Annotated in this window: 19 protein-coding genes; 9 read left to right on the top strand and 10 right to left on the bottom strand. The window is 65.6% G+C overall.

The annotated features are described in order from the left end of the window. Positions 1-25 precede the first annotated feature (25 nt). The 9 genes from J4G32_RS07880 to J4G32_RS07840 all read left to right on the top strand — a co-directional run bounded on the left by J4G32_RS07880 (position 26) and on the right by J4G32_RS07840 (position 12,711). Entirely contained in the window at positions 26-1,261 is a 1,236-nt protein-coding gene (locus tag J4G32_RS07880) for an aminotransferase class V-fold PLP-dependent enzyme (protein ID WP_210485651.1), read from the top strand. Beyond that, positions 1,258-2,247: an ABC transporter permease gene (locus J4G32_RS07875; RefSeq protein ID WP_210485650.1), complete on the top strand. Its 990-nt coding sequence runs from the start codon at positions 1,258-1,260 to the stop codon at positions 2,245-2,247. Before J4G32_RS07880 ends, J4G32_RS07875 begins: the two co-directional genes overlap by 4 nt. Further along, positions 2,244-3,194, top strand: a complete 951-nt coding sequence (locus J4G32_RS07870; RefSeq protein WP_210485649.1) for an ABC transporter permease — start codon at positions 2,244-2,246, stop codon at positions 3,192-3,194. Before J4G32_RS07875 ends, J4G32_RS07870 begins: the two co-directional genes overlap by 4 nt. Positions 3,195-3,318: 124 nt before the next feature. Further along, positions 3,319-4,914 carry an ABC transporter substrate-binding protein gene (locus tag J4G32_RS07865; protein ID WP_210485648.1) on the top strand — a complete coding sequence of 532 codons (1,596 nt, stop codon included), beginning with the start codon at positions 3,319-3,321 and terminating at the stop codon, positions 4,912-4,914. Between the two features lie 79 nt (positions 4,915-4,993). Beyond that, positions 4,994-7,069 carry a hydantoinase/oxoprolinase family protein gene (locus J4G32_RS07860; protein ID WP_210485647.1) on the top strand — a complete coding sequence of 692 codons (2,076 nt, stop codon included), beginning with the start codon at positions 4,994-4,996 and terminating at the stop codon, positions 7,067-7,069. Further along, positions 7,069-9,096, top strand: a complete 2,028-nt coding sequence (locus J4G32_RS07855) for a hydantoinase B/oxoprolinase family protein (RefSeq protein WP_210485646.1) — start codon at positions 7,069-7,071, stop codon at positions 9,094-9,096. Before J4G32_RS07860 ends, J4G32_RS07855 begins: the two co-directional genes overlap by 1 nt. Positions 9,097-9,103: 7 nt before the next feature. After that, a complete protein-coding gene (locus J4G32_RS07850) occupies positions 9,104-10,228 on the top strand; it encodes a 2-aminoethylphosphonate--pyruvate transaminase (RefSeq protein WP_210485645.1) in 1,125 nt (374 codons plus the stop codon). Beyond that, positions 10,225-11,262, top strand: a complete 1,038-nt coding sequence (locus tag J4G32_RS07845) for a C-terminal binding protein (RefSeq protein WP_210485644.1) — start codon at positions 10,225-10,227, stop codon at positions 11,260-11,262. The genes J4G32_RS07850 and J4G32_RS07845 overlap by 4 nt, the downstream gene beginning before the upstream one ends. 126 nt (positions 11,263-11,388) lie before the next feature. Beyond that, positions 11,389-12,711 carry a PQQ-dependent sugar dehydrogenase gene (locus J4G32_RS07840; RefSeq protein ID WP_210485643.1) on the top strand — a complete coding sequence of 441 codons (1,323 nt, stop codon included), beginning with the start codon at positions 11,389-11,391 and terminating at the stop codon, positions 12,709-12,711. 9 nt (positions 12,712-12,720) lie between these two features. On the opposite strand, the gene J4G32_RS07835 is transcribed toward J4G32_RS07840, so the two are convergent. The 10 genes from J4G32_RS07835 to J4G32_RS07790 form a co-directional block, all read right to left on the bottom strand. Beyond that, the gene (locus J4G32_RS07835; protein WP_210485642.1) at positions 12,721-13,173 is read right to left on the bottom strand and encodes a cytochrome c-type biogenesis protein; all 453 of its coding nucleotides are present in this window, start codon (positions 13,171-13,173) and stop codon (positions 12,721-12,723) included. Between the two features lie 7 nt (positions 13,174-13,180). Next, on the bottom strand, positions 13,181-15,163 hold the full coding sequence (locus J4G32_RS07830) for a heme lyase CcmF/NrfE family subunit (protein ID WP_210485641.1): 1,983 nt from the start codon (positions 15,161-15,163) through the stop codon (positions 13,181-13,183). 13 nt (positions 15,164-15,176) lie between these two features. Further along, a complete protein-coding gene (gene ccmE, locus J4G32_RS07825) occupies positions 15,177-15,665 on the bottom strand; it encodes a cytochrome c maturation protein CcmE (RefSeq protein WP_210485640.1) in 489 nt (162 codons plus the stop codon). Beyond that, complete coding sequence (gene ccmI / locus J4G32_RS07820) at positions 15,662-16,738, bottom strand: c-type cytochrome biogenesis protein CcmI (RefSeq protein ID WP_210485639.1); 1,077 nt, start codon at positions 16,736-16,738, stop codon at positions 15,662-15,664. The genes ccmE and ccmI overlap by 4 nt, the downstream gene beginning before the upstream one ends. 71 nt (positions 16,739-16,809) lie before the next feature. Further along, positions 16,810-18,189, bottom strand: a complete 1,380-nt coding sequence (locus J4G32_RS07815) for an ATP-binding protein (RefSeq protein WP_425515507.1) — start codon at positions 18,187-18,189, stop codon at positions 16,810-16,812. 14 nt (positions 18,190-18,203) lie between these two features. Further along, the gene (locus tag J4G32_RS07810) at positions 18,204-18,875 is read right to left on the bottom strand and encodes a response regulator transcription factor (RefSeq protein WP_210485638.1); all 672 of its coding nucleotides are present in this window, start codon (positions 18,873-18,875) and stop codon (positions 18,204-18,206) included. 110 nt (positions 18,876-18,985) lie between these two features. Beyond that, a complete protein-coding gene (locus tag J4G32_RS07805) occupies positions 18,986-19,300 on the bottom strand; it encodes a PepSY domain-containing protein (RefSeq protein ID WP_210485637.1) in 315 nt (104 codons plus the stop codon). Between the two features lie 45 nt (positions 19,301-19,345). Continuing rightward, a complete protein-coding gene (locus J4G32_RS07800; RefSeq protein WP_210485636.1) occupies positions 19,346-19,555 on the bottom strand; it encodes a hypothetical protein in 210 nt (69 codons plus the stop codon). Positions 19,556-19,569: 14 nt separating this feature from the next. Continuing rightward, positions 19,570-20,124 (bottom strand): glycoside hydrolase family 108 protein, encoded by a 555-nt coding sequence (locus J4G32_RS07795; RefSeq protein ID WP_210485635.1) that lies wholly within the window; start codon positions 20,122-20,124, stop codon positions 19,570-19,572. A 1-nt stretch (position 20,125) separates the two neighbouring features. Next, on the bottom strand, positions 20,126-21,655 hold the full coding sequence (locus J4G32_RS07790) for a DUF2793 domain-containing protein (protein WP_210485634.1): 1,530 nt from the start codon (positions 21,653-21,655) through the stop codon (positions 20,126-20,128). Positions 21,656-21,677 lie beyond the last annotated feature (22 nt).

Raw genomic sequence — 21,677 nt, 5'->3', positions numbered from 1 at the left:
CAATCCACCGCCGGGGAGGCAGTGCTTGGCCCTTGACCTGTCGCAGCATGAGGCCGCCGCCGAACGTTCCGGCAGCTTTGCCGCGTGGGGCCGCGCGTTGCGCCCGCTTTGGGGGCTCGATCCTGACACCCACTACATCAACCACGGGGCATTCGGCGCCACGCCGCGCGAGATCGGCGAGGAACAGACGCGCTGGCGCGTGGCGATGGAACGCAACCCGGCGCGCTTCTTCATGACCGACCTCCCCCGCCTCCTGCGCGAGGCGGCAGCACCACTTGCCGCCTTTGTCGGCACCAAGCCGGACCGTCTGGCCTTCGTGGAGAATGCCACAAGCGGCATCTCGGCGGTCGTGCGGTCGCTGGACCTTGCGCCCGGCGACGAAATTCTCACGACCGATCACATCTACAACGCCGCCCGCAATACCTTGCGCTTTGTTGCGGACAGAACCGGCGCGCGTCTCGTGGAAGCACCGCTCGGCATGCCGGTGCGCGACGATGACCATGTGGTCGGGACCGTCAAAGCGGCCCTGAACGCGCGCACAAAACTTCTCGTCATCGACCATGTGGCGTCCGCGTCCGCCGTTCGCCTGCCAGTCGAACAGTTGGTGGCGCTCGGGCGCGAGCGCGGGATTCCTGTACTCATCGATGGGGCGCATGCTCCCGGACTTCTCGACCTCGACATCGATGCGATCGGGGCCGATTGGTATGTGGGCAATTGCCACAAATGGCTGTGCGCCCCCAAGGGTGCGGCGTTTCTTGCGGTAGCGGAAAGGCCAACGCCCGTCGTCCATCCCCTGGCGATCTCCCACGCGTATGGACAGGGCTTCACGGCGGAATTCGACAAGGTCGGCACGCGTGATCCGTCGTCCTGGCTCAGCGTTCCGGCCGCAATCCGGTTTCACGAGCGGGTAGGCGGCAAGCGGCTTCGCCAGCGCAACCGCGAACTTGCTGCCACCATCGCCGCTGGCTCGGCGCGCGAACTTGGCACGGCGCTTGGCGCGGCGCCCCAACTGTTCGACGCCATGGCGACAATCCGTCTTCCCGGCAACCCGCCCGCCACACGGGACGAAGTCACCCGCATTCACGATCAGCTGTGGGACAGCGGGCGTTTCGAGACGGCTATCACGAGTGTTGCGGGAGCCTTATATCTGCGCATCTCCGTGCAGGCATACAATGATCTGGACGATTTTTCCGGTCTCTCAGACGCGCTACTGGCGGCTCTTCATGATGGCGCAGGCGCCGGGCCGAAGGCGTCCCGATGATCTCCTATCTGCTCCAGCGCCTGGGCCAATCGCTGCTCGTTCTCTTCATCGTCGTCATCATGGCGTTTCTGCTGTTCCGGTTTCTCGGCGATCCGATCGTTTCCATTCTGGGGGCGAATTCGACCGGCATGCAGCGCGACGAGTTGCGACGGCAGATGGGCCTCGATGCACCGTTGATCGTCCAGTTCTTCGAGTATCTGTGGCAAACCATGCGCGGCGATTTCGGCCTCAGCTACCGGCTGGGGCAACCCGTGGCTCGCGTGCTGTTGGAGCGGGCGCCGGCCACGATCGAACTCGCAACCTCCGGCCTCTTGCTGGCCCTCATCATCGGCATCCCGGCCGGGATCTACACGGCGATCCGCGGACGTAGCATCGCCAGCCAGTTGACGCTCGGCGTCTCACTCATCGGCATCTCGATGCCGTCTTTCTTCATGGGCATGCTGCTGATCTGGATCTTCAGCATCAATCTCGGCTGGCTGCCCTCGTTCGGGCGCGGCGAGACCGTGCAGCTCGGCTGGTGGAGCACCGGATTTGCGACCAGAAGCGGTTTGGCAGCCCTTGTCATGCCGGCGCTCACCATCTCGGTGTTCCAGATCGCCATGATCATGCGACTGGTGCGCGCCGAAATGCTGCAGGTCATGCGGATGGAGTATATCCGCTTCGCGAAGGCGCGCGGATTGTCGAGCCGCTCCGTCTATATCCACCATGCGCTGCGCAACACGCTCGTTCCGGTCATCACCATCACGGGCCTGCAATTCGGCTCGGTCATCGCCTTTGCGGCGATCACCGAATCCGTCTTCCAGTGGCCGGGCCTGGGCCTTCTCTTCCTGCAATCGGTCGCCGCCGCCGATGTGCCCATGCTGGCAGCCTACCTGGTGCTTATCGCCGTCGTGTTCGTGACGATCAACCTCTTGGTCGACCTGTCCTATTACGCCATCGATCCGCGCATCAAGACAATGGCCGAGCAGAAGGGACCGGCCGCATGAACGGCTCCTCCGTGGCGACACTTGGACACCAGATCGCGCGAACCTCCGCCAGGGTGTGGCGAAGCGACCTCGTCAGCGATTTCCTCCACGCACCTGTCGCGGTGCTGTCGTTTGCGATCGTGCTTCTTTACGTGCTCGCCGCCGCCTTCCCGTCGGTCTTCGCGCCCCATTCCGTCACCGACCTCGCATCGCTGGATTTCAGCGACGCCTTCCGGCCGCCGGCCTGGATCGCGGGCGGGGACATCCGTTTCGTGTTCGGCGCCGACGATCAGGGACGCGATATCCTGTCGGCGATCATCTACGGGCTGCGGATCTCGCTCTTCGTCAGTTTCGCCGCGGTGGCGATCTCGCTGCTCATCGGCGTGGTGTTCGGCCTTCTGGCCGGGTTCTTCGGCGGCTGGATCGATGCGCTGATCATGCGCGCGGCCGACGTGCAACTGACCTTTCCGGCCATGCTCGTCGCCGTGCTCATCGATGGGGTCGTGCGCGCCGCCTTTGGCGAGCGGGTGCACGATCAGTTCGCGGTCTGGATCCTCATCATGGCCATCGCGCTCTCGGGCTGGGTTCAATATGCCCGGACCGTCCGCGGCCTCACGCTCGTCGAGAGTGGCCGCGACTATGTGCAGGCGGCGCGGCTCAGCGGACGGCCGACCTCCTTCGTGTTGTTCCGCCACATCCTGCCGAATGTCGCGACGCCCGTCTTCGTCGTGGCGACCATCCAGCTTGCCGTCGCGATCATCCTCGAGGCCACCCTGTCATTCGTCGGCCTGGGTATTCCGCCGACGCAACCGTCACTCGGCACGCTCATCCGTGTCGGCAACGGCTATCTTCTCTCGGGAGAATGGTGGCTTGCGATATTCCCCGGCCTTGCACTCGTCATCCTGGTGCTGGCCGTCAACCTGCTCGGGGATTGGCTGCGCGACGCACTCAATCCGAGACTGAAATGAGAACCGATCGGAACGCCAGGCCTGCGGAGCTCCAAGACGCCAGAAGGTGCGCGCCATCAGCGCATCCACAATCATCGCGGGCCTCTCGCGTCAGAGCCCGCCACACCCCATGAGGAGTCGATCGATGACGAACGTCTATCTTCGCGGCCTCGCCGGCGCGATCCTGAGCACGGGCCTTCTGGCCCTTCCCATCATGGCCGCGCCCGCCATGGCCAAAACCCTGCGCATCGGCGCCCAGGCCGATGCCGGCACCATGGACCCGCAGGCCCAGAACATTCAAACCACCATCACCCTGCTGTCGATGATCTACGAGCCCCTGATCACCCGCGACAAGACCCTCGCCAAGGCTCCCATGCTGGCTGAGAGCTGGACCCAGGTCGATCCCAACACGTGGCGGTTCAAGCTGCGCCCGAATGTGAAGTTTCATGATGGCGGATCTCTCACCGCCGAGGACGTGGTGTTCACGATCAAGCGTGCTCAATCCGCCACCTCGCAATTCACCGCCTATGTGGCGGGATTGCAGCCCAAGGCCATTGACGACCTCACCGTCGAGATCGTCACGCCCAAGCCCGATCCGTTGCTGATCGACAAGTTGATCTACATCCCGATCATGGACAAGGAATGGTCGGAGAAGAACAACGCGCTGACGCCGCAGAACCTGAAGGAGAAGCAGGAGAGCTTCACCGCTCTCAATGCCAACGGCACCGGTCCCTACAAGCTCACCAGCCGCCAGCCCGACAGCAAGACCGTGCTGAACCGGGTGCCGGCCTATTGGGGCAAGATGGACGGCGACATCGACCAGGTTGATTTCACCCCGGTCGCCAGCGACCCGACCCGGGTCGCCGCGCTGCTTTCGGGTGAGCTCGATCTCGTCATCGATCTTCCGAGCCAGGACGTCGCGCGCCTCGCCCAGAGCCCCGACATCAAGATCGAGAAGATCGACGAGTTCCGGACGATCTTCTTCGGCTTCGATCTCAAGAACGACACCCTGAAATATGGCGATGCGGGCGGCAAGAACCCGTTCAAGGATGTTCGCGTTCGCCAGGCCATCAATCTCGGGCTCGACCGCGACGCGGTGGTGCGCACCGTGATGCGGGGGCTCGCAAGCCCCACCGCGCAGATCCTTGCGCCCAACAATGTCGGCTACGATGCGGCTCTCGACAAGGGTCCGGCGCGCAACGTTGAGGCAGCCAAGAAGCTGCTGGCCGATGCGGGGTATCCGCAGGGCTTCTCCTTCACCCTCGACTGCCCGAACGACCGCTATGTCAACGACGAGCAGGTGTGCAAGACTCTCGTGACGATGCTGTCCCAGATCGGCCTGAAGGTGACGCTCAACTCCATGCCGCGCGCGAAATTCTTTCCCAAGGTCTGGGATCGCGACACGTCCATGTACATGATGGGCTTCAACTCGCCGTTCTTCGACGGCATGTATGCGCTTGAGACGACGGTGATGACCCGCAACGACGCCAAGGGCGAAGGCATCTACAACTACGCCAACTATTCGAACCCGCAGCTCGATACTGAGATCGCCGCCGCGCGCGACGAACTCGACACCGCCAAGCGCACCAAGATGATCGCCGCCCTCTACAAGAAGATCACCGACGATGCGCTCTATGTGTCTCTCTACAACCAGGTGCTGGTCTACGCCATGCGCAAGAATGTGAGCACACCGATCCGCCCGGACAACTGGCTCGACATCCGCTGGGTGACGATGAACTGACGAACGCCTCGACAACCGGGCCGGCCCCCTCGCGAGCCGGCCCCTCCCCTTCGCATTTTCTTCGGAAGAGATTATCTCGATGAGCGACGCTTCCTATCGCATCGGCATTGATGTCGGCGGTACGTTTACGGATTTCGTCCTCGCTGATGTGCCCCGCCGCACGCTGCGATTCCACAAGGAACCCAGCGTTCCGGGCGATCCGTCGCTCGCCGTCGAGCGCGGCATCGAGGCGTTGTTCGCGCAGAACGGCATCACGAGCGATGAGGTCGAACTCGTGGTGCACGGCACCACCATCGGCCTGAATGCCATCATCCAAAGGCGGGGCGCCCGCATGGCTCTGGTTGTCTCGAAGGGCAACCGGGATCTGCTCGAGATCGCGCGCCTGCGCCTGCCGAGTTCCTACGATTTCACCGAGCCGCGCGAAGTCCCGCTCGTGCCGCGCGACCTCGTCTTCGAGATCGACGCGCGGATGAAATCCGACGGCACGGTTCTCACGCCGCTCGATCCCGCGGAAGTGGAAGCCCTCGCCGGTCGTCTCAAGGCCTCCGGCGTCGACGCCGTGGCGATCCTGCTGCTCAACTCCTATCGGGACGCCGCGCTTGAGGTCGAACTCGCAACCCATCTGCGGCGCGCCTTGCCGGGTGTGCTGATCACCGAATCCGGTGTCATCTGGCCCGAGGTGCGCGAGTATGAACGCGGACTCGTGGCCGGGCTCAATGCCTATATCCAGCCGCTGATGACGAGCTATTTCGAACGATTGAAAGCCCGGCTCAAAGGCAAAGGCATCACGGCGCCGATCTACATCACGGCCAACAATGGCGGGACGCTCAGCCTCGAGACCGCGGAAGCGCGCCCGATCGATACCGTGCTGTCGGGACCGGCCTCTGGCGTCGTCGCGTCGACCCGGGTCGGCAACGCCGCCAGTCGCAAGGAGATCATCACCTTCGACATGGGCGGAACGAGCGCCGATATCGCTGTGTGCCAGAGCGGCATTCCGGAATTCTCAACCAGCACTTTCGTCGGCGATTTTCCCCTCATGATGCCTGTCGTCAATGTGGGCGCCATCGGGGCCGGCGGCGGATCGATCGTGTGGGCAGACGCACAAGGGTTGCTGAAGGTCGGGCCGCTCTCGGCCGGCGCCGACCCCGGGCCGGTCTGCTACGGACGCGGCGGCACGGAGCCCACGCTGACCGATTGTTACGTCGTGCTGGGCATCATCGACCCGGCAACGTTTCTCGGCGGACGCATGAAGCTTGACGCGGATGCGGCCTTCAAGGCCGTCGATGCCATCGCGGCGCGCCTCGGCTTTGCCGGCCCGGATCGCGCCATCGCGGCGGCCGAGGCAGCCTTGCGGGTCGCGAGCGCCAAGATGGCGACGGAAATCACCAAGTTGCTCGCAACCGCCGGCGTCGATCCGCGCACCTTTGCGCTCGTCGCCTACGGGGGCGCGGGTCCGACCCATGCCAACCTGCTGGCCGAGGAGGCCCAACTCACCGCCGTGATGGTGCCCACGGCGCCCGGCACCTTTTGCGCGCTTGGCGCACTGCTTGCGGATGTCAGGCGCGATTACGTTCGCACCGCGCGCCACCTCATCGGCGAGACGCCTGTCGCCAATGAGGCCTGGATGGCGATCAGCCAGGTGCGGCAGGATCTGGAGACCGAAGCGCGCGCGTGGATCGCCAATGAGGGCGATCTCATCGGCGAGAGCGATATCGTGGTGTCGTTCAACATGCGCTATCTCGCGCAGGCGTCAGAACTGGAAATCGTCGTTCCATCCCATCTCCTGCACGATCTGGATCATCGCAGTCTCGGTGATCTGTTTCACGCGCAGCATCACAAGCTCTACGGCTTCAGCGAGCCGCGGGTGCCGATCCAGACCGCGACCGTGCGCCTGGCCGTCATCGGCCGCGTTGCGCCGGTCTCGCTGCCGTCCGTCACATCCTCCGATCCCCAACCGCAGGGAGAGCGAACCGTCTGGCATGGGGGCCGCAAGTGGGACGCGAAGATCTACGCGCGTTCGCAGATCGGCCACGGCGCGCGCGTGACCGGACCTGCCATCGTCGAGCAACTCGACACCACGACGTTCATTCTTCCCGGCTGGCAGGCTGAAGCCGATGCGCTCGGGACATTGCATTTGACCCGCGAGGCCGCGTGATGAAGCTCGATCCCATCCTCATCGAAATCTTTCTCCACAAGGTGACGGCCATCACCGAGGAAATGGCCATCACCCTGCAGCGCACGGCGCGGACGACCTATGTGAAGGAAGCGGGCGATTTCGGCACCGCGCTCGCAACGCCGGCCGGGCGCTTCTTCGCCTATCCGAAAGTGCTCGGCGTTTCCGGCTTCCTCGACAGCAATGTGGGCCCCGCACTCGCCGCCATCGACGATCTCGAACCCGGCGACGTCATTCTCACCAACCATCCGTTTGCCAGCGAGGGTCTGGCGACGCACATGCCGGATCTTCACCTGATCCAGCCGATCTTCCACGACGGCAAGATCGTCGCGCATGCGTGGAATTTCATTCACTCGGCCGATATCGGCGGCGGCGTACCCTCCAGCATCTCGCCGCGCTTTTCCGACCTGTTTCAGGAAGGCTTCCAGATCCCGCCGATCAAGCTCGTGAAAGCGGGCGTGATGAACAAGGATGTGGTCACGCTCTACCGCGCCAATTGCCGCACGCCCGAGGTCAATCTCGGCGACATCAAGGCGATGCTGGCTGCACTCGCGGTGGGCGAACGTCGGGTCCAGGGACTGATCGCCCAGCATGGCCTCGACACCTTCCTGCAGGCACAGGGCGATCTGGCGGAATATGCCAGCACCAAGGCGCTCGCCGTGCAGAAACTCATTCCCGACGGCTCGTATGATTTCTGGGATCTGCTCGACGACGATTTCAACTCCAAGGTGCCGATCCGCGTCCGGTGCCGGCTGACTGCCAGCAACGGACAGGTGCATCTGGATTTCACCGGCTCCGATCCGCAGGTGCTGGCAGCCTACAACATACCCACCGGCGGCCATCGCCATCCCTGGCTGACCCTGAAGCTGATGCATTTCATCTACAGCCACGACAAGACGATCCCGCTCAACCACGGCATCTTCGAAAACATCACCGTGGAGGCGCCACGCGGCTCGATCGTCAATCCGGAACCGGGCGCTGCGGTCGGTGTGCGCAGCGCGACCGCCATCCGCCTCAACGAGGCGCTCGTCGGAGCCATCGCCATGGCAAAGCCCGGCCTGATGCCGGCGCCCAGCGGCGGGATCATGATCCCGTCGGTGCTGGTGGAAACCGATTCGCTCACGGGCGAGCGGAACGTGATGGTGCTGCAATCGCTTGTCGGCGGCACCGGTGCGCGCAACGGCGCCGACGGCGTCGACGGACGCGATTCAAGCCTCGCCAATCAGCGCAACACGCCGATCGAGAAGACCGAGGAAGAGGCCGAGGCCACCATCGTCGATTATTCCCTGCGTCAGGATTCCGGCGGCGCCGGCTGCTGGCGCGGCGGCACCGGCGTGACGTTCAGCGTGCGCATCGCGCGCTCCGGCAGCGCGGTGCTCGGCCGCGGCATGGAGCGGTTCGTTTTCCGGCCGTGGGGCATGGCCGGCGGCAGGCCGGGCGAGAAAGCCCGCGTCGTCGTCAATCGCGGGACGCCGGAAGAGCGTGAACTCGGCAAGCTCGATATCTTCTATCCGCAACCGGGCGACATCGTCACGATCATGACGCCGGGCGGCGGCGGTTATGGGGATCCGCTCGACAGGCCCGCCGAACAGGTGCTGAGCGATGTGCTTCTCGGCTATATCAGCCTTGCCTGCGCGCGAGACGATTATGGCGTCGTCATCGCCGACGAGGAACTGGATCGAGGCGCCACCACGGCGCTGCGCGCCACGCTGCGCACGGATCGCGGCGCAGTGCCGGCGTTCGATTTCGGGCCGGAGCGCAGCGCGTGGGATGCGGTCTTCGACGACGCCACCATGACCGACATCAACGCGCTGCTGATGCGGCTGGGCTCGAATGCGCGGCCGCAGCGGCGGCGCGAATTGTTCGAACGGGTGGTGCCGCGCCTGCCGCAGGTCGGCCTTCTGCCCATGCACGAAGCCATTGGCGATATCCCTGAGGCGCAGGCGCGCGCCCAGGCTGAACTCGCCCGGCTTCGCTCCGAAATCGAGTCAATCCACGCAGGATCGTGAAAGCACCATGACCGACAGGCGACATGACTTCTATCTGCTGACCCCTGGCCCTCTCACGGTTCCGCCGGAGATCAAGGCCGAGATGCTGTCCGATCGCAGCCCGAATGCCGAGGCGCACCAGGCTCTCACCAAGCGCATTCGCGATTACATGCTGGAAATCTGCAATGGGACGGAAACGCATGTCTGCGTGCCGATCCAGGGCAGCGCCACCTATGGGATCGAGGCAGGTCTTCACACGCTGGTTCCGCGCGATGCGAAGATCCTCATTCTCGAGAACGGGTATTACGGCGGACGGCTGCGCGAAGTCGCGGGCGGCAGCGGGTTTCAGATCGTCTCCCTCAACCTGCCGATGATGCCGCTGCCAACCGCGCAGGATATCGAGGCAGCCCTCGATGCGGACGAATCCATCACGCACATCCTGCTGTGTCATGCGGAGACCGGCACCGGCATCCTCAATCCGATCGAGGCCATTGCGGACGTCGCCAAGCGGCGCGGCAAGAAGCTGCTGATCGACGCGGTGGCGTCGTTTGGCGGGTTCAAGATCGATGTGGCGGCGCTCGACGCGGAAGCGGTGTTCTGCTCACCCAACAAATGCCTCGAGAGCGTTCCGGGCGTCGCCCTCGTCATCGCCAAGAAGTCTTCGCTCGAAGCGTCTGAAAAGCGCTCTCCGTCGGTCGTGCTCGATCTGCACGCGCAATGGAAATTCCTCGAGGCGACCGGATGCTGGCGCTGGACGCCGCCGACCCATGTGGTCGGTGCCCTCGGCAAAGCCTGCGAGCGACACAAGGCCGAGGGAATGACGGCGCGGGCAGCGCGCTACCGGTCAAGCTGGCGGCGTCTTGTCGACGGCATGCGCCAGCGCGGTTTCAAGACCCTTCTGCCGGACGAGGCAGCAGCCCCGATCATTGCGACCTTTTACGACCCCGAGGACCCCGCCTATTCCTTCGAGGCTTTCTACGAGGCCATGAGCCGGCGCGGCCTTGTGATCTTTCCCGGTCGCCTGACGGCCGCCGGGACATTTCGGATCGGCATCATGGGCGATATCAACGAGACGGATATCAGCTTCATTCTCGAGACGATCGACGAGTCCCTGGCGGAAATCGGCGTGCGAACCGATGGCGGCGCGCGGTGACCCATATTGCCATCATCGATCCGCAATTCATCGACATTCCCGATATCGAGCGATCGGTCGCAGGCGCGCAGATCACCTTCGACATCATCCGTCCGGGTGAGGACGGCGTGCGCGCGGAGCCGCTGCGCGAGGCCGACGCCATCGTCAACTGCCGCAGCCGCCACCAATTGCCGGCTGCCGTCATCGACACCCTGGAGCGCGCGCAGATCGTCGTGCAGGCGGGCGTCGGGTTCAACCACATCGATGTGGAAGCCTGCGCGCGCAAAGGCATCCCGGTCTGCAACACGCCGGATTACGGCACGATGGAGGTGGCCGATCACGCCATCGCGCTCATGCTGTCGCTGACGCGCGGCGTGACGACCTACAACAACCGGCTGCTGTCGCGCGACGATTCCTGGAGCACGGCCGAACTGCCGATTGCGCCGGTGCGTCGCATGGCCCGGCAGGTCTTCGGCGTCATCGGGCTCGGCCGCATCGGCACTGCCGCCGCCCTGCGCGCCCGGGCGTTCCAGATGGACATCGTGTTCTTCGATCCCTACGTCCCGGCCGGACAGGAACTGGCCCTCGGCTTCCGGAGGGCGGATTCGCTTGCGGCGCTACTCGCCGAGGCAGACATCGTCAGCCTCCATTGCCCCCTCACGAGCGAGACCCACGGCCTCATCTCACGCGACACCATCGCGGCGATGAAACCGGGCGCCATTCTCGTCAACACGGCACGCGGCGGCATCGTCGATCTCGACGCGGTCGAGCACGGACTGCGCTCCGGCGCCCTGTGCGCTGCGGCGCTCGACGTTCTGCCGCATGAACCGATGGATCGCCGTCACCCGCTAATCGCCGCGTGGTCGGCCGGCGAGAAATGGCTCGAAGGACGGTTGGTGCTAACCCCGCATGCGGCCTTCTACACCCCGGAGAGCCTCGCCGACATGCGTCGCCTGTCGATGCTGGCCGCCGTCGAGTTTCTCGGCACGGGGCGTCTGCGCAGCTGCGTCAACCTGAAAGCGTTGCAGCGACACGGATACCATCTCGACGCCTGACCCCAGAGAGTGTGATGCGTCCACGCGCCACGGGGAAAGATCGGTCAAAGGGGCAGTCGCGCGGGCGAACTGCCTGAACCATGCAGGCATGGCGCGCATTGTTGAGGACACATTGCGAGTCCCCACATGACCCATCACACGAAGCCTCTCCTGGCAGCCAGCCTCCTTGCCCTCATCGTCGCCGGCTGCGGCGAAAGCGCGACGGTGCCGGTCGAGCAAGGCTATGGGCCGAAACCCACCCTGCCAGCCCCGAACAAGACGCTGATCCCGACGGTCAACATCGCGCCGGCGAAAGGCTGGCCCGCAGGCGGCAAGCCGACGCCTGCGGCAGGCCTCGCGGTCGCGGCCTTCGCCACCGGCCTCGATCATCCCCGCTGGCTCCACGTGCTGCCGAACGGGGACGTTCTGGTGGCCGAAAGCAATGCACCGCCCAAGCACGACGAGGTGGGCTTCAGCATCAAGGGCTTCGTCATGGGCATCGTGATGGGCAAGGCGGGTGCGGGCGTGCCAAGCCCCAACCGCATCACCCTGCTTCGCGATGCGGATGGCGACGGCGTCGCGGAGCTGCGCCAGCCCTTCCTCGAAGGTCTGAATTCGCCCTTCGGCATCACGCTCGTCGGCGACCAGCTCTATGTTGCCAACACCGATGCGATCGTCAAATTTCCCTACAAGACCGGCGACACGAAAATCACCGCACCGGCCGTCAAAGTGGCCGACCTTCCGGCCGGTCCGATCAATCACCACTGGACGAAGGACGTGATCGCAAGCCCGGACGGCAGCAAGCTCTTCGCCACCGTCGGGTCCAACAGCAACGTGGCGGAGAACGGCATCGCGGCCGAGACGGATCGCGCGAGCGTGCTGGAAATCGATCCCGCCACCGGCACGAAGCGCGTCTTCGCATCGGGCCTTCGCAATCCGAACGGGTTGTCGTGGCAGCCGCAGAGCGGCGCGCTGTGGGTCGCGGTCAACGAGCGCGACGAGATCGGCAGCGATTTGGTGCCGGATTACATGACCTCGGTAAAGGATGGCGGCTTCTACGGATGGCCCTACAGCTATTACGGCCAGCATGTGGATTCCCGCGTGGAGCCGCAAAAACCCGACCTCGTCGCCAAGGCTCTGGTGCCGGATTACGCGCTGGGTCCGCACACCGCCTCCCTCGGCCTGACCTTTTACCAGGGGTCGCTGTTTCCGGCAGAGTACAACGGCGGGGCGATCGTCGGCCAGCACGGGTCCTGGAATCGTAAGCCGGCGAGCGGTTACAAGGTGGTGTTCGTGCCGTTCCAGAACGGGACGCCCGCGGGCGCGCCGAAGGACATGCTCACCGGCTTTCTCGATTCCAATGGGGATGCGCTTGGCAGGCCCGTCGGCGTTGCGGTCGACAAGGCGGGCGCCGTGCTCGTGGCGGATGATGTGGGCAACGCGATCTGGCGGCTGACGCCCGCCAAGTAGAGCGGATTGTCAGGCGTCCCGTTCCAGCAGGGCATCGAGCGCGCGCTGCTCGTCACTGGAGAGAGCAGCCGCGCTCCTGTGCCGCCGCCTCACCGCGTAAGCCAGACCGATGCCGCCGAGGCCCAAGACCAGGACCGGCGTCAGCCATAACAGCAGCGTCCGCAAGCGAAAGGTCGGGCGCAGCAGCACGAATTCGCCATAGCGATCGACCACAAAGTCCCGCACCTTGGCGTCGCTGTCCCCGGCGGTCAGGCGTTCGCGCACGAGGAGGCGCAGATCGCGGGCGAGATCGGCGTCGGAATCGTCAATCGACTGGTTCTGGCACACGAGGCATCGCAGGCCCGAGGAGATCGCCCGCGCCCGCTGTTCGAGCGCGGGGTCCTTCAAGACTTCGTCGGGCTGCACGGCCCTTGCCGTGCCGAAGGACAGGAGGATGATGGCGAATGCGATCAGCGCGCGCATCAGAGCGTCATTCAGCCGGGAGCGGGGAGACAGGCAGCCGCCGCGCCTTGGCGGCCGCGCCAACGCGCAGGCGGCGGTCCGTGAGCGACAGGCCGCCGCCCGCCGCCATCACCACCGCGCCCAGCCAGATCAGCAGAACCAGCGGCTTGTAGTAAAGCCGCATCCCGAGCGCGCCATTGGGTTGGATCTCGCCCAGGCTCACATAGACCTGGCTCAATCCGCGCGTGAGGATGCCCGCCTCCGTGGTGGGCATGCCGCGCGTGATGTACAGCCGCTTCATGGTCTCGACGCTGCCCAGTTCGCGCCCGCCCGACAGGATCGTCAGCGTTGCCACGTCCTCGCGATAATTGGCGCTCCGACGCGGGACAATGGTTTCGAGCCGTGCCTCATAGGGCCCGACCGCAAGCCGGTCGCCCGGCCGCATGGTGCCCAGGCTCTCCACGTCCCATGCCGTTGCGGCAATCCCGATGACGGTCAGACCCACACCCGCATGTGCAATGGCGGCGCCCCAGGAGGAGCGCGGCAGGCCGAAGGCCTTGCGGCGGATGAGCGACCAGTCGCCGCCCTTGACCCAGGAGCGCGTGACGATGTCGTTCAGGGAGCCGAGGATGAGGAACACACCAAGGCCGATACCCAGCGGGGCTGCCACCGGGCCCTGATGGGTGAAGGCGAAGATCACGATCATGACCAGCAGCGAGAGGCCGAACGCCGCATAGAGCCGTTGCGCTGCGCCGAGCAGGTTGCCGCGCTTCCACGCCAGCGTCTGACCGAGCGGCAGCAGCAGCAGGAGCGGGATGATCAAGGGCACGAAGGTGAGATTGAAGAAGGGCTCGCCGACGGAAATCTTCTCACCCGTCATCACCTCGAGGGCGAGCGGATAGAGCGTGCCGATAAAGACCGTCGCACAACCGGTTGCGAGGAACAGGTTGTTGAGCACCAGCGCGCCCTCGCGGGAGATCGGCGCGAAGACGCCGCCCTGCTGGAGCATGGGCGCGCGCCACGCGAAAAGCGCGAGCGAGCCGCCGATGAAGACCACGAGAATACCGAGAATGAACGAGCCGCGCTCCGGGTCGACCGCGAAGGAATGAACCGAGGTCAGCACGCCCGAGCGCACCAGGAAGGTGCCGAGAAGGGACAGGGAAAATGTCAGGATCGCGAGCAGGATCGTCCAGATCTTGAGGCTGTCCCGCTTTTCCATTACCACCGTCGAATGGACGAGGGCGGTGCCGGCAAGCCAGGGCATGAGCGAGGCGTTTTCAACCGGGTCCCAGAACCACCAGCCGCCCCAGCCGAGTTCGTAATAGGCCCAGTAGGACCCCATCGCGATGCCGAGCGTCAGGAACGCCCAGGCGATCAGCGTCCAGGGCCGCACGATCCTGGCCCAGACCGCATCGATGCGTCCGTCGATGAGCGCCGCACAGGCGAATGCGAACGCGATCGAGAACCCAACATAGCCGACATAGAGCAGCGGCGGGTGGATCGCGAGGCCGAGATCCTGCAGCAGCGGATTGAGGTCCTGCCCGTCGGCGGGCGCCGGAATGACCCGGTCGAAGGGGTTCGATGTGGTCAGGATAAAGGCCAGGAACGCCAGCGTGATGGCGGCCTGGACGGCCAGGGTGTTGGCCTGGAGGCGGGCCGGAATGCTGTCACGCGAGAGGGCCACGATGCCGCCGAAGAGGCTGAGAATCAGCACCCACAGGAGCATCGAGCCCTCGTGGTTCCCCCACACGCCGGCGATCTTGTAGATCAACGGCTTGGTGGAATGGGAATTCTCGACGACGTTCAGGACGGAGAAATCCGACGTCACATAGGCCATGGTGAGGGCGAAGAACGCGAATCCGATACAGGCGAACACCGCAAGCGCCGTGGTCGGCGCGACGGCCATCAATACGGGATCGTTCGCCCGCGCACCCCAGAGGGGCACGACGACCTGAATCAGCGACAGGCCAAGCGCCAACGCCAGCGCGAAATGTCCGGCCTCCACCAACACGACGGCACTCTCCCTATTGCTCGGCCTGTTGTGAGGCTTTTCCTTCGCCCTGCCAGTGGCCTTGTCGCCGCAGGGCGTCGGCCACCTCGCGCGGCATGTATGTTTCGTCGTGCTTGGCCAGTACGCTGTCGGCGCGGAAAACGCCAGATGGGTCGAGCGCCCCTTCGGCCACGATCCCCTGCCCCTCCCGGAACAGATCCGGCAGCAGGCCGCGATACTGGACGCGGATCACGCTCTTCGTATCGGTGACCTCGAAGGCCACCTGCTGCCCGTCGCTGCGCACGACCGAGCCTTCCTTGACCAGTCCGCCGAGGCGGAAACGGGTGCCCGGCCGCACGTTCTTGGTCTGGACGTCGGTGGGCGCGTTGAAGAACAGGATGGTGTCGTTCATCGCGTAGAGCACCAGCCCCAGGGCTGCGGCCAGCACGCATCCGGCCGCCACGATGACCGACAGACGACGCTGCTTGCGGCTGAGCCCGCGGGCCGGAGGCTTGCCTGTCATGGTGTCACGTCACTCAGGCGCAATTCGCGCGCCATCGTGTCGATGGTCTGCAATCCGGCGGGGTCGCCGGCGAGCGCCTGGCGAGCCTTCAGGGTTGCGGCCGCTGCCTTGTCGCGTTGTCCCATCACCGAATAGGAGCGCATGAGCCGGGCCCATTCGTCCGCGCTTCCACCTTGGGATTCGAGGCGGGACGAGAGGCTCGACACCATGCCGGCGATCGCATCGGCGCTGTCAGACGCTGCGGCAACCTTCGCGCCGTCGAGCCGCGCCAGTTGGTCGCGCACGAGCGAAGCCCACGGGGCATCGGGGGGCGATGCGGCGAGGATCGCATCGTAATCCTGGCGAGCCTTGTCGAGGCGGCCATCCTGCTCGGCCGCGCGGGCCAGATAGAGCCGCGATTTCGCCGAGCCGGGATCAAGCGCCAGGGATTTCTCGAAGGCCGTCTGCGCGTCCTTCGACACCAGGCCGTCCTTGGCGATCACCAGCGCCTCGCCGTAATTGGCCAGGCGGTCGCCCTCGGGGCCCAGTGTGCGCAGGGCGGCCTCATAGGCCTTCACCGCATCCTCAAGGCGTCCCATCCGCAGATAGACCGGGGCGATGACCTCCCAGCCGCGCCCGTCCTGTGGATTCTTTGCCAGATGGGCCTCAATCTGACCGACGGCAGTGCCCAGATCGGCACCGGCCGCTGCGGCAGGTTTGGGCGCATCCTCGAGGATGTGGGGCGATCCGGTGGCGCCATAAACCGCAAGCGCGAGGATCGGCACCACCGATAGTGCAAGCGTCGAGGCCGCCCGACGGCGCCGCAAAGCCGGTTCGCCCACCGCCACCACCTCGGCGTCTGCCGCGTCGTTGGCGCGCAGAAGGCGGCGCGCGGCTTCGGCCTTGGCGGATTCGGCTTCGGCCGCGGGCATGGCGCCCCGGTCCCGGTCGCGATCGATCTCGGCAATCTGCTCCTTGTAGAACCGCGTGTTCGGGTCGGACTGACGGGCGACAGCATAGTGTCGCGACAGCGGCCAGAGGACCGCCATCACGGCCGCGGCCGTCATCGCCAGAAGAATGAACCAGATCATCATGCGTGCCTACTTAGCGTGCGCTTTCGTCAAGCACGACGGCGGCACGGTGTCACGCGCAAAGCCCGAGACGATCAGCTGCGATCCCCAGGCAGCACCAGAACGGCGCGCAGGCCGCCGAGCGGCGAGGCATCGAGTTTCAGGCTGCCCCCATAGAGGGCCGCAAGGTCGGTGACGATGGACAGCCCCAGGCCGGAACCTGGTTTCGTTTCGTCAAGCCGCCGACCCCGCTTGATCATTTCCTCCCGGCCGGTTTCCGGAAGTCCGGGCCCGTCATCGTCGATGATGAGCGTCAGACGCGGGCGCTCCGGATCGTCGAGGTCGATCACCCCCTCGACCGCCACGCGGCCGCTCGCCCACTTGGCCGCGTTGTCGATGAGATTGCCGGCCATCTCTTCGAGATCCTGTCTTTCGCCGCGGAACCGCAGGCCGTCGACCACCGCGAGGTCGATGGCAAGGTCCTTGTCCCGGTAGATCTTCGCGAAGGTGCGGGTCAGGCCGGCGATCACCGGCTCCACTTCCGTCAGGGTTCCAAGCGTCCCGGCGAGCGCTGCGGCGCGGGCGCGGTCGAGATAGTAATTGACCTGGTCGCGCATCAACCCGGCTTGTTCCCTGATTCTGACGGCGACCTCGTCAGGGGCGTTCTCGGCCTCGTTGACCACGATGCTGAGCGGCGTCTTAAGCGCGTGTGCGAGGTTTCCCACCTGGGTGCGGGCGCGGTCGAGGATCTCCCGGTTGGTGTCGAGCAGCAGGTTGAGGTCGATGGCGAGGGGCGCGATGTCGCGCGGGTACTCGCCCGCCACCCGGTCCGCCTCGCCCCGCCGGATCGCGCCGAGCGCCCGGCGCAAGTCGGAGAGCGGCCGCAGGCCGAAGCGGATCTGCAGCAAGGTCGTGACCCCCAATGCCAGGCCGAGGAGCGTGAACGTGACGACGAGGGCGAACACGAACCGACGGGCATCGCTTGCGATCTCGTCGGCTGGGCCGGCGACCCGAATAATGAAACGCCCGTCCTCGCCGACATCGATATCGCGCTCGATGACACGCAGGTCGCGGTCGTCGGGCGCATTGCCGTATCCCCGGCGGATCTGGCCGAAATTCGTGTCATCGGCCGGCGCCAGCGACGGCAGTTGCCCGCCAAAGAGGGATTTGGAACTGCGGATGTCGACCGCAGGCGCGCCGGGACGGCCGACCTGCCAGTACCAGCCCGAGAGGGGCAGCTCGAATCGCGGATCGCCCACAGGGCCGAGATCGCGGTCGGGCTCCCCCGGAGCCACGAGATTGGACGCGAGCGTATTGGCGTAGACGAGCAGGCGCTGATCGAAGGCGCGCTCGGTATTCTCGCGGTACAGGGCTGACAGGATGAGGCCCGCGATCAGCAGGATCGCGAAGCTCCAGAACAGGGCCGAGACCGCGAGGCGGACCGCGATGGAACGGCCCGCCACCCGATCCAGGATCGGCCGAAAGCGGCTCACGTCCTGGTCTGGCCGGGATCGAGGAGGTAGCCGAGCCCGCGCACCGTCTGGATGATATCGACCCCGAGCTTCTTGCGCAGGCGGCCGATGAAGACCTCGATGGTATTGGAATCCCGGTCGAAATCCTGATCGTAGAGGTGTTCGGTCAGTTCACCGCGGGAGACGATCCGCCCCGTGTGATGCATCAGATACGAGAGCAGCCGGTATTCGTGCGAGGTGAGCTTGACCGGGTTGCCGTCCACCGCCACCCGGCCCGAGCGGGTGTCGAGTTTGACCGGACCGCAGCTGATTTCGCTCGTGGCATGGCCCGTGGCCCGGCGCAAAAGCGCCCGCACGCGGGCCAGAAGCTCCTCCATGTGGAAGGGCTTGGTCACGTAATCGTCGGCGCCGGCATCGAAGCCCTGCACCTTGTCGCTCCAGCGGTCGCGGGCGGTGAGGATGATCACCGGCATCTTGCGTCCCTCGCGCCGCCAGGCGTTCAGGACGGACACCCCGTCGACCAGCGGCAAGCCGAGGTCGAGGATGGCCGCATCATAGGGCTCGGTCTCGCCGAGAAATTGCCCCTCCTCGCCATCCAGCGCCGAATCGACCGCATAGCCCGCGTTTTCCAGGGCTGTCACGATTTGCTTGTTGAGAGTCTGATCGTCCTCGACGACGAGAAGGCGCACGACTTGACCATCCTTCAAAGGCGGGATCGGGAAACCGGCGGCAGAGGCCGCTTCCCTCGTATAAGCGAAAAGATAGCCGGGGGTTCAGATACGGCGAAGCTGAATCCGATTTAATGCACGGATTTCACCTTGCCGGACGGTCCGTCGATCGTGACCTGCACGACCCGGCCATCCTTTTGCAAGGCCATGATGATGTAGACCAGGGCATCGTCGCTGCGACAGAGGTTCGCCCGAACGACGTCCGCATTGGGCACCTGTCGCCGCGCAGTGATCACCGCCGAGGCCGGCGTCACGACGCCCTTGCCCGCGACCGCTTCCTGAACGGCGCGCGGCGCAAGGCAATTGCCAAGGGCCGAGGCCGCACTCTGGGCATGTGCAACACCCATCAATCCCCAGAGGGCTATGATCCAGTAAGCCAGACGCATGCGCGACCCTTGCGCATCGCCACTGAACAAAGGCTGAATGTTACTTTACTTCAGGATTTGTTTCGTCGCCACGACGCGAAACACGCTGGATGCGATAAAGCTCACCGCAGCCACGAGCTGCGCGATGGCATCCAGCACGACTCCGTCCGTGAGGGCCGAGGCATCGTAGCCCCTTAATCCCAGGACCAGGGCCGCCAGCCCGATGAGGTTGGACCAGATCGTGCGGCTGGCCAGGAGTGGTTTGACATCGATCATCGCGATTGTCCTTGTCAGGGTTGAGGGGAATCGGCCGCAAGCCTCAGGGCCTCGCGCTCGACGGCGAGAGCGCGCTTCCGCCAGCCCTTCCCGAAAACCGGCCAGGTCGAAAGCCGGGCGAGAAAGGCGAGCCGCGCCCGGGTCAGGCGGCGGATGAGATCGGCAGCCGGCATGTGGCGCAGGGCCGAGAGCGTGTCCGGCCCGACGACGCCGTCGCCAGCCTCGCCAACGAGGGCTTGCAGCACCCGCACCGCCCGCCCCGGCCCGGCATGGACCGCGAAGTCGAACAATGCGAGCGAGAGGCCGGCCGGCATGTCGGATGCCCGGATGGTGTCCCAATAACGCCTGCGGTAGATGGCGGCGGCCTCCTCTCGCGTGAGGGCTTTCACGTCCTCGACGGACACCGCCCGCCGGCGCGCCTCGGCCAGGGTCGCGCGGGTGATGCCGAAATTTGTCGCCCCGCCCGGATCGGCCGGATGCATCACGAAGCCGCCTTCCTGCGCCAGCACCACGGAGACGGAGTGCGTGAAGGTGTCGGACGTGAAGGTGTTGGCTTTATCGGTTGCCATGTCAGAGCTCCGCCTGCAGGGCGACGAAGCCCGTATTGCCCAAATGCAGAAGGCCGACGGCGCCCGCAGCCCCCGAAAACGACGTGATGGCCTGGAACCGCAGGACCATGGCGCTGGCACTCGGCGCAACCGCCGTGCCGAACCCGACCGCGCCGGAGGCGGCGATCCACGTGGCAGCGGCGGGATCATAGAGGGCCGCCTGGTTGCCGGTGGGCGAGGCCGCCGCCCAGACAAGCCCGCTCGTCGTCACCGAGGGCGCAGCCCGCATGGGGACCGGAAACGTGTAGGGAATGTCGATCATGTTGACGCCGCGGCGCTGCCCGAGCGCGCCCGCCATCGCGGGCGCCGATCCGCTGGTTGCCATGCGCTGGTAGTAGCGGCGGCACCGCATCTCGTCGGCCTCGAGCCAATCGCCGATCCACGGGGTCGCGTTGGGGCCGATTTCGAGCTTGGGATGCGCGAAGGTGGTGGCCGCGGCACTCTGCAGGCGCAGCAGGAGATGGCTGGTGGTGACCGCATCGAGGGAGACCGAGACGGCCCGCCGACCCGCGCCCTCGGCGAGGGTGACTGTCCGCGATCCGATGGTCACCGACAGGGCGGCCGAGAGGTTCTCCACCGAGAATGTCAGCGTGCAGCCGCCGAAATGCGGCAGCCCGATCAGAGCCGGCGCCTGTGCGACGTCGACGACCTGCTCGAGGATTCCGCTGAGCGTAACGGACCCGTCCGCATTGCGGCTGACGGTGCAGCCACCGCTTCCCGCCTTCCAGCGGTCGAAGCCGTAGGTCGAAGCCGCCAGCGCACCGCCCGGATGGCCCCGCTGATTGACGAGGAACGAGGCGTTCAGCAGCAGGTTCGCGCCCGGCGCGGTGGCGATGCCGGACGGAAAGGCGACAGTGCCGGTGCGCGCATCGACCCGCAGCGCGTCGCGCCATTGCGCCCCATCGGTCGAGACGCGAATGCCGAAATCGTCATTGCCGATCAGCCCGGTTTCGGCGCGCCCGCCATAGCCGGTCTGGTAGAGCTGCGACAGGACGTTGCCGGGGCTCTCCTTGTTGAGCACGAACCGGAGATCGCCGGTTCCGCCCTCGCCCGTGCTCTTGGCGGTGAACAGGGTCGCGTTGAGTTTGGCCGAAAGGGGATTGCCCTCGTCCGGGTTCGTTCCCACGGCCAGAAGGCGAAACGCGCCCTGCCCGTCGACGAAGTCGCGCCAGCGGGTCCCGTTAAACACGAGAAGCACATCCTCGGCCTCCACATAAGCGCGCCAGCCCGCCTGCGGGACGAAGAACCGCCAGGCGCCGAGATCGAACAGCGCAATCGCGCCGCCATGACCCGCAAACGCCCCGACGCCGCCATCGCCGACCAGATAGCGATCACCATCCTGCGGGTCGGATGGCGGGTTGAGGCGATCGCGCTCCTTGACTGAGAGATGCACGAGCGCATCGAGGGCGGCGATGGCCTCGTTATGGGTGACGTGCTTCTGCGCCTGCGCGGCCGCCAGCAGCGGCAGCGCCAGATGGGGCGTTGCGGACATAAGATTTCCTTCGATGGATGAA

It is taken from the genome of Microvirga antarctica (assembly GCF_017921815.1).
GTDB classification, from domain to species: domain Bacteria; phylum Pseudomonadota; class Alphaproteobacteria; order Rhizobiales; family Beijerinckiaceae; genus Microvirga; species Microvirga antarctica.
Note: the sequence above shows the minus strand (reverse complement) of the source record. Positions and strands in the feature narration are given on the sequence as shown.